This is a genomic window from Rheinheimera maricola (assembly GCF_016918075.2).
Taxonomy (GTDB): Bacteria; Pseudomonadota; Gammaproteobacteria; order Enterobacterales; family Alteromonadaceae; genus Alishewanella; species Alishewanella maricola_A.
On sequence record NZ_JAERPS020000001.1, the window covers coordinates 675878 to 691043 of the forward strand.

Here is a 15166-nt window from a genome sequence, read left to right on the forward strand (position 1 = left end):
TTTTTATTTTACGTGCTTTACGCTCAGTAAATATTTATTCTGTCAGATCACCGGGCACTTTAATATTCACAGCGTGCAAGCCTTTTGGGCCTTCAGACAAGTCAAACTCAACGTCTTGCCCAGCCTTTAGCGTGCGGTAGCCATCCATGCTAATGGTTGAATAATGAGCAAAGATATCATCATCACGGCCATCTTCACGAATAAATCCAAATCCTTTGGCATTATTGAACCATTTTACTTTACCGGTAGCCATACAACTTACTTCCTTCTCTAAGTTAGCTAAATTCTGTATTCTTAGTCTTAAATAGTGGGATTGTTGTTGATCCCAGTAACTAATGTAGATAATTTAAGCAGACAGTCAAGTTATTTGCAAAATTAAACGAAAAATTTACTAATATTTAACGCAAAGCTCCTTTGATGGAATACATAGGCATGGCTATAGTTTATGAGTGGTAATAAAGACGGTAATGAACAATACGGTGGATTAGAAGAGTTAACGCGGCAACGTGTGGCTCCTCCGCCAATGTATAAGGTGGTGCTGCATAACGATGATTACACGCCGATGGATTTCGTTATCGATGTGCTAAGTCGTTTTTTTAATATGCAGTATGAGCAGGCGACAGAAGTAATGTTAAAAGTACATTACGAAGGTAAAGGGGTTTGTGGGGTATTTACCGCTGAAATAGCGGAAACCAAAGTGCAGCAAGTAATGCAGTATGCTAAAGAGCATCAGCACCCGCTGCTTTGTGCCATGGAACGCGCATAAGGTAAGCCTTTGCATGATTCTGGTGTCGTTACTCAGGTGGATTAGGAGTGGTGTATGTTAAATAAAGATCTTGAGTTAACTCTGAATTTGGCTTTCAGGTTTGCGCGTGAGCGCCGTCATGAATATATGACAGTAGAACATTTGTTACTGGCATTGCTGGATAATCCGGCTGCCGGCGAAGCATTGCGCTCTTGTGGCGCCAACATTGAAAAGTTGCGTCAGGAATTGGCGAGTTTTATTGACTCTACAACGCCAGTGCTGCCAGAGGGCGAATTGGAGCGTGACACGCAGCCTACACTGGGTTTTCAGCGTGTACTGCAGCGAGCGGTGTTTCATGTTCAATCTTCTGGTAAATCGGAAGTGACGGGTGCCAATGTACTGGTAGCCATTTTCAGTGAGCAAGAATCGCAGGCCGTGTATTTACTGAAAAAAATTGATATTGCCCGTTTAGACGTGGTGAATTTTATTTCCCATGGTGTAACCAAAACAGAAAAACTTGAGCAGCATGATGAACATTCACAGGAAGAGGGTACCGACACTGTTGTAGAGGACAGTAAGTATCTGGAAAACTTTACCGCTAATTTGAACGTTCAGGCAAAGAATGGCCAGATTGACCCGCTAATTGGTCGCGAACACGAAGTTGAGCGCGCTATTCAGGTATTGTGCCGACGCAAGAAAAATAACCCATTGTTGGTGGGGGAGGCGGGTGTTGGTAAAACTGCGATTGCAGAGGGATTAGCTTACCGTATCGTGCACAATGAGGTACCGGAAGTGATTGCTAATGCCACTATTTACTCACTGGACATGGGGGCTTTGCTGGCGGGCACTAAGTACCGTGGTGACTTTGAAAAGCGGCTTAAATCGTTGCTCAAAGAATTAGAGCGGGAAAAAGACGCCATCTTATTTATCGATGAAATTCATACCGTAATTGGTGCTGGCGCTGCGTCCGGTGGCGTGATGGACGCCAGTAATCTTATTAAACCTTTGTTATCTACTGGTCGCTTGCGTTGTATGGGCTCGACGACTTATCAGGAATATAAAAGTATTTTCGAAAAAGACACTGCTTTAGTGCGCCGCTTTCAGAAAATTGATGTCGCAGAGCCAAGTGTAGAAGACACAACCCGTATTTTACTAGGCTTAAAAGAGCGCTATGAGCAACATCACAATGTGCGCTACACGCAAAAAGCGATTCGTGCGGCGGCTGAGCTGTCAGCTAAATATATTAATGAACGTCACTTACCGGATAAAGCGATAGATGTTATCGATGAAGCCGGCGCCAGTCAGCGCTTGTTACCGGTATCTAAACGTAAAAAAGTGATCAATGTGCCTGAAATTGAACATGTTATTGCAAAAATGGCACGCATTCCGGAAAAGTCGGTGTCGGCGTCAGATAAAGATGTATTGGCTAATTTGGACCGTAACTTGAAGCTGGTCGTGTTTGGACAGGATGAACCGATTGAAGTGCTTACCGCGGCTATCCGCTTATCACGCTCCGGCCTTGGTAGTGAAGAAAAACCTATTGGTAATTTCTTGTTTGCTGGCCCAACCGGGGTGGGTAAAACTGAAGTGACCAAACAACTGGCTAAGGCGCTGGGTGTGGAACTGCTACGTTTTGATATGTCAGAATATATGGAACGCCACGCTATTAGTCGCCTGATCGGTGCTCCACCGGGCTATGTTGGCTTTGAGCAGGGTGGGTTGCTGACTGATGCGGTGTCTAAACATCCGTATTCAGTGGTACTGTTGGATGAAATTGAAAAAGCCCATAGCGATATTTATAACATTTTGTTGCAGGTAATGGACCACGGTACTTTAACTGACAACAATGGTCGTAAAATTGATTTTCGCAATGTTGTGTTGGTCATGACGACGAATGCGGGTGTGCAGGAAACTATTCGCAAATCAATAGGCTTTAAGCAGCAAGACCATAGCCATGATGCTCTGTCAGAGATCAACCGTACTTTTAGTCCGGAGTTTCGCAACCGGCTGGATGGCATTATCTGGTTCAAACATGTATCGGCCGACATTATTCTGCAAATTGTTGATAAGTTTATTTGTGATTTGCAGGTGCAACTGGACAAAAAACAGGTATCAATGGAGCTAAGCAGTGCCGCCAGACAGTGGCTGGCAGATAAGGGCTATGACCATGCTATGGGAGCTCGACCTATGGCAAGACTGATCCAGGAGCAGCTGAAAAAACCACTGGCTAATGAGATCTTGTTTGGTCGTTTATTACATGGTGGGGATGTTAGGGTTGATGTCGTTAATGAAAAATTAAGCTTCGACTATGAAATTGCAGAGGAAGCAGCATTAGCTGATTAATCTGGCTAATTTACCAAACAGTAAACCCGGCGTTGGCCGGGTTTTTGTTATCATACGTACTGCTTAAAGCCGACTTATCGTTGGCGGAACACGATACGACCTTTAGTTAAATCGTATGGCGTTAATTCAACGGTTACTTTATCGCCGGTTAAAATACGGATATAGTTTTTACGCATTTTACCTGAGATATGAGCGATAACGACATGGCCGTTTTCCAGTTCAACTTTGAACATGGTATTTGGCAGGGTATCCAAGATGGTACCTTGCATTTCAATTACGTCTTCCTTCGCCATTCAGCGCACTTGCCTCTTAAAATTGGGTGAACCATAAAAAAACTGCGCAGATTGTGCCGAAATCATCAGCATAAGTAAAGCAACAAGCGCTTTTTTAGCCAAATGAGTGCCATTGTCCCTGAATAAAGCGCTGTTGTGGCTTAAAAGCAGCCTTATAGGCCATCTTCTGGCAGCTATCAATCTGGTATCCCAGGTACAGCCAGTTTTTATGTTGCGCTAAGCTGACTTGAAGTAAATACAAGATAGCGAGTATGCCCGGAGAATAATGGCTGCACTCAGGTTGGAAAAAAGTATACACCGCCGAAAATACTTCTGCGGTTTCATCCACTATGGTCACCGCCACCAATTCTTGTTGTTGGTACTGCTTAAGCACTTTTACATTTAGCCAAGTACAGTTAAGCATACCGTCAAGCTGCTCAGGTGCTGGCGGAAACATGCTGCCATCAGCATGTTTGTGGCGAATATATTCGGCAAAGAGTGGATAGTAGTCGCTGCCTGCTGCTTGCTCTAATGTATAGTGCCAACCTGCCCGGGTGGCTTTATGCAGCAACCGGCGCTGGCTGCGACTTGGTTTAAAATCCCTGGGGTTAATACGCACCGATTCACAGGCGCGACATGCCGGGCAGTGGGGTGTGTACACTTGCTCGCCACTGCGGCGGAAATTAAACTTCAGCAACTGCTGATACAGGGTGTCATCCAGTGGTTGCTCTGGTAATAAAAAAACTAATTGCTCTTGTTGAAGCGGCAAATAATTGCATTGGCTGGGCGCTGTTAGACCAAAGCGTAATTCATGCATCGATAGTCATATCCAAAGTGATATGGCGTGCTTGCCAATGCGATAAAGGTAGCAATTGACAGCGATACAGTTGCAACATAGCGCAATAGTCATCACGTTCAATTGTCTGGGCACCAAGCTGCATTAAGAATGGGTTAGGTAGCTGACAGTCTATCCAGCCCGGGGCTTTCTGTTGTAAATGTTGTTGAAGTGCCACCAGTGCTAGCTTGGCTGTGTCAGGCAGCAGATTAAACATTGACTCACCACAAAACAAACTTCCCACCATTACGCCATACAAACCGCCCACCAGCTTGTCTTCTTGCCATACCTCAAGGCTGTGAGCATGGCCTTGCAGATGTAACTGCAGATAAGCCTGCTGCATCTGCGGAAGGATCCAGGTACCTAACTGTGTCGCACGGGGCGCTGCACAATGCGACATCACTTTAGCAAAGGCGTAATTCACGCTGAAATGTAACTTGTAGCGCCGGATTTGCTTCCTCAGTGTGCGATTAAGTTGAAGGCTGTTTGGTGCAAACACTGCGCGCACAGATGGGCTCCACCACAGCAAGGGATCTTCATCACTAAACCAGGGGAATATAGCATTTGCATAGGCGTTCATTAAACGAGGGACTGATAGATCGCCCCCCATCGCGAGCAGGCCATCTGGTTCAGTCAGCGCACGATGCAGCGGTGGAAAGCTGACATCGTGCGCGACGAGTTCGGGCAGATAAATGGCCACTATAGTGTATTACTTACTCAATGCGTCCAGATAACGCTCAGCATCCAGCGCTGCCATACAACCAGTGCCGGCAGACGTTATAGCCTGACGGTAAATATGATCTGATACATCACCGGCAGCAAATACGCCTTCTATGCTGGTTTGCGTAGCGTTACCATCGTTGCCGCTGTGCACTTTTAAATAACCACCATTCATGTCCAGTTGGCCAGCAAAAATATCGGTGTTTGGTTTGTGGCCTATAGCAATAAACACACCCTGCAGCGCCAGCTCCTCGGCGGCTTCTCCTTTAGTTGATGTCAAGCGTACACCATTAACGCCCATATCATCGCCTAGTACTTCATCTAGCTCGCGGTGGGTATGAAGTATGATATTTCCGCTGGCAACTTTAGCCATTAAGCGGTCGACCAGAATTTTCTCTGCTTTGAAACTATCACGTCGATGTACTAAATGGACTTCGGCTGCAATATTAGATAAGTACAATGCTTCTTCAACGGCGGTATTGCCACCACCGACCACGGCTACTTTTTGATTGCGATAAAAAAAGCCATCACAGGTCGCGCAGGCTGACACACCTCGGCCGCTGTATGCCTGTTCTGAAGGCAGCCCCAGATACTTTGCAGAAGCGCCGGTACAGATAATAAGTGCATCACAGCTGTATACCGCGTTGTCGCCACTAAGAGTGAAAGGGCGTTGCTGCAAATTTACTGTGTGAATATGGTCAAATACAATTTCGGTATTAAACGTTTCTGCATGCTCACGCATCCGATCCATTAACGCTGGTCCGGTAAGGCCATGAGCGTCACCAGGCCAGTTTTCAACTTCAGTGGTGGTAGTTAGTTGGCCGCCTTGCTGCATGCCAGTAATCAACACCGGGTTCAAATTAGCGCGGGCTGCATAAACGGCAGCAGTGTAACCAGCAGGGCCAGAACCTAATATAAGCAGGCGACTATGTTTAACGTCAGACATGTACTTCTCCGGGAACATCATAATTAAAACCAGTAATGGTGGCGATTCTAAAAGAATGCAACCGTGAGTGAAAGTGGCGGCACAGATTTAATCCTGCTGTCGCTGTAAAGCGGAGTTGGCTATGCTAAGGTTACGTTGTGTCGAAATAGCAAACAATGCGCTTTCAACGTCAAACTAAATTCAGGCCAGGTTTTGCAGACAGAGGGTAAGGATGAGCTTTATAACGCGCTGTTTTATCTTCTTGTTTAGCCTGTGCTTTAGCGTCAGTGCCGAGCAGATTTTTAGCCGCTTTGGCGTCGACGATGGCCTGCCAAATGCCACTATTTATAGTATTCAGCAAGACAAAACTGGCTTCCTGTGGTTGGGTTCAACTAACTCTGGGTTGCTTCGATTTGACGGATATCGCTTTACCGAATTTCCTGTACTTACCGCAAAAGAGCTGGAGCAACAGCAAACCGCTGATGTTGGTGTGATCCTGCTTGATGATAACGACAACCTGTGGGCGGGGACCTGGGGGTTCGGAGTGTCGATGTTGCAAGCTAAGACAGGCAAGCTACGGCGATATACTACATCAGAACAACTTGCAGGCAATCAAATTCAGGCGCTACTGCAAGATGCTCATCGCCACATTTGGGTGGGTACAACTACAGGGCTAAGCCGGATAACGCCTGATGGAGAGGTGCAAACTATTGGTGAAGCAGGGCTGCGCATTTGGAGTCTGGCCGAATTTGCCGACGGCACTATTTGGGTTGGCAGTTCTGCTGGTTTGCAATCCTGGCATCCCAACACTGGCTTCAGCGAGCTGGTGCAGCTGGTACCTGGAGCTGACAGTTTAAGTCGTGATAATGAAATCCGTGCCCTCAAAGCCATTGGAGATGAACTATGGGTTGGTAGTCGCTCTGGTTTGTATCGTTACAATACCCGGCAACAGACATTTAAACCGGTCGTGCTGGCATTGGGCGGGCAAACAGAGCCGATTATTAATATATTAACAACTGATACTGACGACAGTAGCTTATTGATAGGCAGTTACAGTGGCTTGTTTCGCGTGGATTTAACCCAGCACAATGCACAGCGCCCACCGCAGCCAGCGTTATTACCGAACGTTAACGTACGCAGTATATTACAAGACAGGTCGAACGTGCTGTGGCTGGGGTCACGAGAGAGTGGCTTGTATCGTAGTGTCGTGTCGAGTAAAGCCTTCGATAGTTTGCCACTATTCTCAGAAGCCCTGGCTCAGCGTGATGCCTTTTCAGTAACCGCTGTATTGCAATGGCAGCAGCAATTATGGCTGGGCTCAATTGACAGTGTTTATTTAATCGATTTAAACGACGGTAAATACCAACAATTCAGCACTGGCAGCAGAGTGAACGCCATTAAAGCAACGTCGGCTGGCGATGTCTATATAGCCAGCGACAACGGGCTGTTACGGTATGCTGGCGATAGCACACTGCAGCCTGTTGATGAGCCATTTGAGTTATCAGGTGTAGTCAATCGCAATGTGCGAGATTTAGTCATCGATCAGAACGATAACCTTTATTTAGGTATGTGGGGCGAAGGCGTTATTGCCTGGTCGTGGCGCTCTGGCACTACCAAACATTGGCTTCCCCAGTTAGCTGAACAAGCCGCGGGTAATACGGTGCAGGGCGTCTTCTTGGGGAGCGATTCGCAGCTATGGGTGGGTACCCGTTACAGTGGCCTGTACCAGATTGATTTAGCCACTGATATGGTTACGCGTCATAGTACTAGCCAAGACTCTGTCATCCGGCTTCCGCACAATGACGTGCAATGCGTCAGCGAGTACGCCGGCGAGTTGGCTGTTTGCAGCCGAAATGGCTTGTTGCTATATGATTTGAAAACAGGTTTACAACAACATCTGACAAGCGAAGATGGCCTGCCTGCCAATGCAGTACTAGATGTAGTGCAGCAACAGAATGGCCGATTGTGGGTTGCAACAGCTAAAGGGCTTGGCTTTCGGCCACAGCAGCATAAACATGTGGTTCCTTACAACAGCAGTGACGGCATGATTAGCTCTGAACTTAATGCTAATGCAGCGTTTGCTGCGGATAGAATTTACTTTGGTGCAATTGCCGGTCTGGTTGTTGTGACACCTGAGCAATTAATTGTGAATACCGTTGTACCGGCGCCGGTTTTATCAGCGCTAGTAATAGATCGCCAGGTGGCACAGGTTAAACCGCATCAAAAACTATGGCCTGACATTAGATTGATGTCCGGGCAACGCACACTTAATTTTGAATTTAGTGCCCTGGATTATCAAGATCCGGCTCGTAATCGCTTTCAATATAAGTTAGAGGGGATAGACGCTGATTGGATAACAACAAGCAGCCAAAATAGTGCTTACTATGCCAATCTGCCAGTTGGCCGCTATCAGCTATGGTTAAAAGCCTCCAATAATCATGGTTTTTATAGTGAGGCTACAGCGGTAGCCACCTTACAGGTGTTACCACATTGGTGGCAGCAAAATTGGCTGATTTATTCGGCAATAGCAATTTTTGCTGTGCTCCTGTGGTTAATGCATCAGTACCGCTTACGTCATATACGTCAAATTAATCGCTTACTACAAGATACAGTAGACAATAAAGCTAAAGCACAATTAGTGTTGGAAACCCGAGTTACCGAGCGGACCAGAGCGCTGGAGGAAAGCTCTGTGACCCTGTCTCTGCGCACCCTGCAACTAGAACGTAGTCTTGACGATCTTGCAAAAAGCAATGCAGAGCTAAAACGGCTAGATAAATTGAAGGATGAATTTATCGCTACCGTCAGTCATGAGCTTCGCACACCGTTAACGGCTATCCGTGGCGCTATCGGTCTGATTACACAACAGGTGGTGACACCGGGCACAGAGCTCTATCAAAACATGTTACAAACTGCACAAACCAACAGTGAACGCCTGGCCCATCTAATTAATGATTTGTTGGATTTACAAAAATTTACTACCGGTACTTTTAGTTTAAGTTTGCTACCGTCCGATTTGGTGTTGCTGGCACAACAGGCTGTGCTTGCAATGCAACCCTATGCTAGCCGCTATCAAGTTGAATTGCAGTTGATTAATAAAGTTGAGAATAAGGTTTGGGTTAAAGCTGATTCGTTAAGGATCCGCCAGGTTATGGATAACTTAATATCTAATGCAGTAAAATTTTCAGCAGCGAATAGCACGGTGTTTGTTCGCATTAGTCAAAACGCTGACGCTCTCCTGTTTGAGGTGCAAGACTTTGGCGTTGGAATACCAGAAGAGTTTAAAAGCCGTATTTTTGAAAAGTTCTCTCAGGCCGACGGCTCTGACAGTAGGGCAAAAGATGGCTCTGGTCTTGGCTTGGCTATTTGTAAAAAAATCATCGAAAACCACCAGGGGCATATTGGTTTTTCCAGTAGCTCGGGCCAAGGGGCCACTTTTTGGTTCAAGTTACAGCTGGATAAAACTACTACTTTACATAGTTAAACTACAAATCATAATCATCAGGCCGTTCCGTTATTATCTAAAATGTTTCTGATACTGGTTTTATTTTTCTGAAACAGGTTTTATCAATCAATTTGTAAGAAATTTATAATCAATTTGTAATGGTTATCTGATGCCTGATTGGTGAATTATTGAGCAGCAGGATGCAGCACGTACAACAAGGAAAATAATAATTTACCAAGGGTACTATGATGAAAAAAATATCTACAATTCTGGCGGCTGCTTCCGCCGGCTGTTTTGCACTAAGCCTGACATCAGTCGCTGTTGCTGAAGGCGTTAAAAAACCAGAACTTAAGTTAAGCCAGGCAGAGCTAAGAGATAATAAAACTACACGCTACATCGTAAAATTTAAAGAACCCGTAGCCAAAACCACTGTCGATGGCCGTAACCCACGGGCTGAGTTTTCAGCTTCCCGCGCGCAGCAAGTTTTGCAAAAAGTTAATGTCAATGCGTTGTCGCATTTAAAATCTGTGCATGCCAGCGTGGCAGAGCTAACTCCTTCTCAGCGTAAAATGTTACAAAATGATCCTAACGTCGAGTATATAGAGGAAGATCATAAACGCTATCTAATGGATGTGATAACGCCTATGGCACAAACCACGCCTTATGGCATTACCATGGTTCAGGCGAACCAAGTTAGTGATAGTAGTGCGGGTAACACCAAGGTGTGTGTTATCGACACGGGTTACGATTATGATCATGAAGATTTACAAAGTTCAGGCGTTTCAGGGTATTCATTTTCTGGCCATGGTAACTGGTATGAAGATGGCAACGGTCATGGTACCCATGTCGCAGGCACCATGGTTGCACTGAACAATAACAATGGGGTAGTAGGTACAATTGGCTCAGGCCAAGCTGGCGTACATATTGTTAAAATCTTTAATAACTCAGGTAACTGGACGAACGCGTCAAACCTGATCACGGCTATCCAGTCGTGTAAAGATGCCGGTGCAAAAGTGGTTAATATGAGTTTAGGCGGCGGGTCTTCAAATCAGACTGAAAACAACGCTATGGCCAGCTTTTATAACGGAGGCATGCTGTTAGTTGCCGCTGCGGGTAACGGTGGCAACACCAGTTTGTCTTATCCTGCCTCCTATGATGCTGTAGTTTCTGTTGCTGCCGTTAATTCCAGCGGTTCACTGGCCAGTTTTTCACAGCGTAACTCTCAGGTTGAAATTTCCGGCCCTGGTGTCAGCGTTAATTCAACCTGGAACAACGGTGGTTATAACAGCATCAGCGGTACTTCAATGGCATCGCCTCATGTAGCCGGTGTTGCTGCTCTGGTGTGGAGCAATCATCCACAATGTACCGCAGCTCAAATCCGTAGTGCATTAAATGCAACAGCAGAGGACCGTGGTTCTTCAGGCCGGGATAACTCTTATGGCTGGGGTATTGTAAAAGCTAAAGCTGCACACGATTATCTAACCAACAACGGTTGCGATGGCTCAGGCGATGATGGCGGCGGTGATGACGGCGGCGGCACGGGTGGGGCCACTTTCCCTAATTTGTCTGCCACAAGTGGGCAATGGTTAAGAGGAAGTTATCAAATCCCATCTGGTGTCTCTAGTGTTAGCTTCCAGATATCAGGCGGTACTGGTGATGCAGATTTGTATATACGATACGGTAGTCAACCATCAACATCGAATTATAATTGTCGCCCTTACCTAAGTGGTAATAATGAAATATGTACGTTTAACAATCCACAAGCTGGTACCTGGCACATTGGAATTCGGGCTTACACCGCCTTTAGTGGTGTAACGTTCAGCTATCAATATTGATAATGTAAAGTGTAACAGGCCGGACAAACCGGCCTGTTTTTTTACCGTTGCAATACGTAGTAATACACTGCCAGAAAATGCAATACGCTGCCCGCGAGCACGAACAAATGCCAAATAACATGGTGCATAAATAATCGTTTCCAGGCGTAAAAAATAACTCCGAAAGAATAACTTAAGCCACCTGCTAACAGTAGTAGCATACCACCGCTAGCGACATGAGTTAGCATTGGCTGGATAGCAATTATCACTAACCAGCCCATTCCAAGATATAAACCCAATGATAACTTTTTATATTTAAGGCCTGTTGCCAACTCAATAATTACGCCCGCCAACGCCACCAGCCAAATCAACGCAAACAGCGGCAAGCCCCAGTTGTCACGTAAATTGATCAGCGTAAACGGTGTGTAGGTACCGGCGATCAGAATAAAAATGGCGGCGTGGTCTAGTTGGCGTAGGCGCCGTTTAATGTCAATGTTAGCAATAGCGTGATACAGCGTTGAACTAGTGTATAGCAGGATCAGGCTGCCGCCGTAGATTACGCTGCTGGCGAAATGCCAAGGATCGGTTGTCGGTAAGGCTATAGCTAGCATCAACAATAAGCCAATCACACTAAGAATGGCACCTACGCCATGGCTAATTGCATGTAGTAATTCTTCAACGGCAGAATAAGGTGTAGCATTCATAATAAGATATCCAGATTCAACAGCTTGTATCTTATCACGGCTACGTCGACTGCCAAGTTGTTCTGCAGCATCGATTTTAGGTAGAATGCCGCTTTATTCTGACAAGGCATCGCCTGTGAACAACAAGCCATTATTAATTGTGATTGGTTACGTTTGGCCAGAGCCAAACTCGTCCGCGGCAGGCTACCGAATGTTGAGTTTATTAAAGCTCTATTTAGCGCAGGGCTGGCAGGTTATTTTTGCCAGCGTGGCAGAGCCTGGCCCGCATCGATACCCGTTGGCAGAGCTTGGCGTGAATGAGCAGCAGCTGAAACTAAACGACAGTAGTTTTGATGCCTGGCTGGCTGAACTGGCACCACAGGCGGTGATGTTTGACCGCTTTATGTTAGAAGAGCAGTTTGGTTGGCGGGTTGAACAAGCGTGTCCGCAGGCAATGCGTATTCTGGATATGGAGGACTGTCATGCGTTGCGACAAGCACGTGAACACTGCTTTAAAGCCGCAGTGCCGGTCAATGCTGGTGCGCTCAATTCTGAATTGGCGCAACGAGAGATGGCGGCGATATACCGTTGTGATATCACGCTGGTTATTTCAGAATATGAAATGCAATTGCTGCAACAGCATTATCAGATCCCGTCAGCATTACTGTGTTATTGCCCGTTTTTGTTAGATCAACCTGTCACGTCCGGCACGGCTGAATTTGCGGCGCGGCAACACTTTATTGCTATTGGTAATTTTCGTCATGCGCCAAACTGGCATGCAGTATTATGGTTAAAGCAGCAAATTTGGCCCTTGATAAGGGCACAATTGCCAGCTGCAGAGTTACATATTTATGGTGCTTACCCGCCACCGAAGGCAACAGCATTGCATAACGCCCGCGAGGGCTTTTTAGTAAAAGGTTGGGCAGAAAATGCCAGTACAGTGTTGCAACAGGCCCGAGTGTGTTTAGCTCCGTTGGCGTTTGGTGCCGGGTTAAAAGGAAAGCTACTGGATGCCATGCGATGCGGCACGCCAAGCGTTACCACAGATGTGGGCGCTGAAGGTATGCAGGCCACAGGCGGTTGGGCCGGTGCAATTGCCAATGATGCACAGACGCTGGCTGATGCAGCTGTGCGGTTATATCAGCATCAGGATTTGTGGCAGCAGGCGCAGCAACAGGGCTTTCGTACCTTGCAACTTAATTTTGATTTGGCCCTGCACCAGCCGCGGATTTGGCAACAACTGGAACAACTACGTAGTAATTTGCATAGTCATCGCCAGCAAAATTTCACTGGCCTGATGCTTAGACACCATGCTTATCGTAGTACCAAATTTATGGGGCAATGGATAGAAGTGAAAACACGTCTGGCTGAACTAAGCAGCCAGACAGATGCTGATTAACGACAACCTCTTGGTTGACGCTGTGCGCTGTTGCGTTCTGCCCATAGCGCCGAGGCAGATTTTCCACCATTGCTTTTCGCTGTTTTTGCTGCTGGCTTTGCTGTGCTCTTGGCCGGCGCAGCTTTTGTCGCAGCAACCTTTGGTTTAGCACTGCTGTAACTGGCGCCTAAATCAGCCAATTCGGCCAGACGGATATTTTTACCGCCATCTACGCTGAACCAGCCGGGCTTTTGCTCTAATTGTGGCGTTTTACCGAAGGCTGCAGTGTAAGCTGCGGTAAAATCGGCAATAACCTTATCTTTGTCCAATTTACTCATAAGGGTCCTTAACTGACATTATTTGCGCATGTAGCTCGGTATTTATACAACATTTTGTAGCCATAACACAAATGTGCCGGTTTTTTTTAGCTGTTGAAGTACAATACGGTTATCAGCAGCAGTGGAAAACCCATCGATGATAGAGCGCGACCAGTTAGTGACATTTTTGAATACCGAGTTACAAAGTGAAAAAATTCATGATTATTGCCCCAATGGTTTGCAGGTAGAAGGCAAGGCCAAAATTACCCGACTAGTAACCGGGGTTACCGCCAGCCAGGCCTTACTGGATGCTGCTGTAGCGGTGAACGCTGATGCGATATTGGTGCATCACGGCTATTTTTGGAAAAATGAATCTGCTCAGGTAACCGGTATTAAGAAAAAGCGTCTGCAAACTTTGCTGGCTCATGACATTAATTTACTGGCTTATCACTTACCTCTGGATGTGCATCCGTCACTTGGCAATAACGCGCAATTGGGGCGCTTACTAAACGCGCAAAATGTTACCGCAGTTGCTACTGCAGATCCCAATGGTGTGTTGATGCAGGGCGAGCTTACACAAGCGATACCGGTACAACAAATTGCCACTGATTTAGAACGTACGCTGGGTAGGCAAGTGCTGTTGCATACCGCAGGCAGCCATGCGGTCAGCAAACTGGCCTGGTGTACCGGCGGTGGACAGGGCTATATCGAGCAAGCGGCGGCTGCTGGCGCACAATTGTTTATCAGCGGCGAGGTATCGGAGCAAACTATTCATTTATCGCGTGAACTGGGTATTCATTTTATTGCTGCCGGCCATCACGCCACCGAGCGCTACGGTGTAAAAGCGCTGGGCGAATTTATTGCGCAGCAGTTTGCGTTGGATGTGCAGTTTATTGATATTGATAATCCGGCATGAAACAAAAAACTGATCGCAGCTTTGATGGTATAGCGGCCAAATTTGCGCACAATATTTACAGCAGTACCAAGGGTAAGTTGCGCCAATTGGTGCTGCTGCGAGATTTAGCTGAACTTACGCTATTACAGCAACCGTGTAATATTCTCGATGTTGGAGCTGGCCAGGGCCAGTTGGCGCTGGCTTTGGCTGCGCAGGGCCATAGTGTACATTTAACCGACATATCTGCTGACATGCTGCAACTTGCCCAGCAACAAGCTCTGCTGCAGGGTGCTGATAATGTCAGCTTTGCGCAGATTGGTCTGGCTGAGTTGGCGGTTACGCATCAGCATCAGTATCAGCTAGTGCTGTGCCACGCTATGTTGGAATGGTTGGCTCAGCCTGAATTAGCCATTGCACAACTACGGCAGTTGGTTGCGCCCGGCGGTGTGTTATCGCTGATGTTTTACAACAAAGACGCCAAACGTTTTGGCAATATTTTGTTTGGTAACTTTGATTATGTCGCGGTTGATTTTCAGGTAAAAAAGAAAGTCAGTTTAAACCCGCAACATCCGCTGGCGCCAACAGATGTACTGCAATGGTGCCAGCAGGCTGGTTTTAGGCTGCAGGCTAAAACCGGCGTACGCTGTTTTCATGATTACTTACGTGATCGCAGCCAGCAGCAAAGCCACTTTGAGCAGTTGCTGGCGCTGGAATTACAATATAACCGCACTGAGCCTTATGCATCGCTGGGCCGCTATCAGCATTTATTGCTCCAGGCAGTTTAGGGCGAGCTTTAA

The 15166-nt window shown here is 46.6% G+C and carries 14 protein-coding genes; 7 read left to right on the forward strand and 7 right to left on the reverse strand.

Features of this window, described 5'->3' with window-relative positions; all coding sequences use genetic code 11:
• Positions 1 to 34: 34 nt before the first annotated feature.
• Entirely contained in the window at positions 35 to 253 is a 219-nt protein-coding gene (gene cspD, locus I4W93_RS03085) for a cold shock domain-containing protein CspD (protein WP_205309897.1), read from the reverse strand.
• Between the two features lie 192 nt (positions 254 to 445).
• On the opposite strand from cspD, the gene clpS reads away from it, so the two are divergent.
• Both clpS and clpA read left to right on the forward strand, forming a co-directional pair.
• Positions 446 to 766 (forward strand): ATP-dependent Clp protease adapter ClpS, encoded by a 321-nt coding sequence (gene clpS / locus I4W93_RS03090; protein WP_205309896.1) that lies wholly within the window; start codon positions 446 to 448, stop codon positions 764 to 766.
• 54 nt (positions 767 to 820) lie between these two features.
• Positions 821 to 3088, forward strand: a complete 2268-nt coding sequence (gene clpA, locus I4W93_RS03095) for an ATP-dependent Clp protease ATP-binding subunit ClpA (RefSeq protein WP_205309895.1) — start codon at positions 821 to 823, stop codon at positions 3086 to 3088.
• 74 nt (positions 3089 to 3162) lie between these two features.
• Here the strand turns inward: clpA and infA are convergent, their stop codons facing one another.
• The 4 genes from infA to trxB all read right to left on the reverse strand — a co-directional run bounded on the left by infA (position 3163) and on the right by trxB (position 5861).
• Positions 3163 to 3381: a translation initiation factor IF-1 gene (gene infA, locus I4W93_RS03100; RefSeq protein ID WP_008610216.1), complete on the reverse strand. Its 219-nt coding sequence runs from the start codon at positions 3379 to 3381 to the stop codon at positions 3163 to 3165.
• A 94-nt stretch (positions 3382 to 3475) separates the two neighbouring features.
• A complete protein-coding gene (locus I4W93_RS03105; protein WP_205309894.1) occupies positions 3476 to 4177 on the reverse strand; it encodes an arginyltransferase in 702 nt (233 codons plus the stop codon).
• Complete coding sequence (gene aat, locus I4W93_RS03110; RefSeq protein ID WP_205309893.1) at positions 4170 to 4895, reverse strand: leucyl/phenylalanyl-tRNA--protein transferase; 726 nt, start codon at positions 4893 to 4895, stop codon at positions 4170 to 4172. The genes I4W93_RS03105 and aat overlap by 8 nt, the downstream gene beginning before the upstream one ends.
• Positions 4896 to 4904: 9 nt before the next feature.
• A complete protein-coding gene (gene trxB, locus I4W93_RS03115; protein WP_205309892.1) occupies positions 4905 to 5861 on the reverse strand; it encodes a thioredoxin-disulfide reductase in 957 nt (318 codons plus the stop codon).
• Between the two features lie 211 nt (positions 5862 to 6072).
• Here trxB and I4W93_RS03120 point away from each other — a divergent pair, with 211 nt between their 5' ends.
• Positions 6073 to 9321, forward strand: a complete 3249-nt coding sequence (locus I4W93_RS03120; RefSeq protein WP_205309891.1) for a sensor histidine kinase — start codon at positions 6073 to 6075, stop codon at positions 9319 to 9321.
• Positions 9322 to 9530: 209 nt separating this feature from the next.
• Positions 9531 to 11117: a S8 family serine peptidase gene (locus I4W93_RS03125; protein ID WP_205309890.1), complete on the forward strand. Its 1587-nt coding sequence runs from the start codon at positions 9531 to 9533 to the stop codon at positions 11115 to 11117.
• 41 nt (positions 11118 to 11158) lie between these two features.
• Here the strand turns inward: I4W93_RS03125 and trhA are convergent, their stop codons facing one another.
• Positions 11159 to 11800, reverse strand: coding sequence for a PAQR family membrane homeostasis protein TrhA (gene trhA / locus I4W93_RS03130; RefSeq protein WP_205309889.1), 642 nt, complete (start codon positions 11798 to 11800; stop codon positions 11159 to 11161).
• A 190-nt stretch (positions 11801 to 11990) separates the two neighbouring features.
• Here trhA and I4W93_RS03135 point away from each other — a divergent pair, with 190 nt between their 5' ends.
• On the forward strand, positions 11991 to 13178 hold the full coding sequence (locus tag I4W93_RS03135) for a glycosyltransferase (protein ID WP_224673232.1): 1188 nt from the start codon (positions 11991 to 11993) through the stop codon (positions 13176 to 13178).
• On the opposite strand, the gene I4W93_RS03140 is transcribed toward I4W93_RS03135, so the two are convergent.
• On the reverse strand, positions 13175 to 13495 hold the full coding sequence (locus I4W93_RS03140) for a hypothetical protein (RefSeq protein ID WP_205309887.1): 321 nt from the start codon (positions 13493 to 13495) through the stop codon (positions 13175 to 13177). The genes I4W93_RS03135 and I4W93_RS03140 overlap by 4 nt on opposite strands.
• 136 nt (positions 13496 to 13631) lie before the next feature.
• Here I4W93_RS03140 and I4W93_RS03145 point away from each other — a divergent pair, with 136 nt between their 5' ends.
• Positions 13632 to 14390, forward strand: a complete 759-nt coding sequence (locus tag I4W93_RS03145) for a Nif3-like dinuclear metal center hexameric protein (RefSeq protein WP_205309886.1) — start codon at positions 13632 to 13634, stop codon at positions 14388 to 14390.
• Entirely contained in the window at positions 14387 to 15154 is a 768-nt protein-coding gene (locus I4W93_RS03150) for a methyltransferase domain-containing protein (RefSeq protein ID WP_205309885.1), read from the forward strand. The genes I4W93_RS03145 and I4W93_RS03150 overlap by 4 nt, the downstream gene beginning before the upstream one ends.
• Positions 15155 to 15166 lie beyond the last annotated feature (12 nt).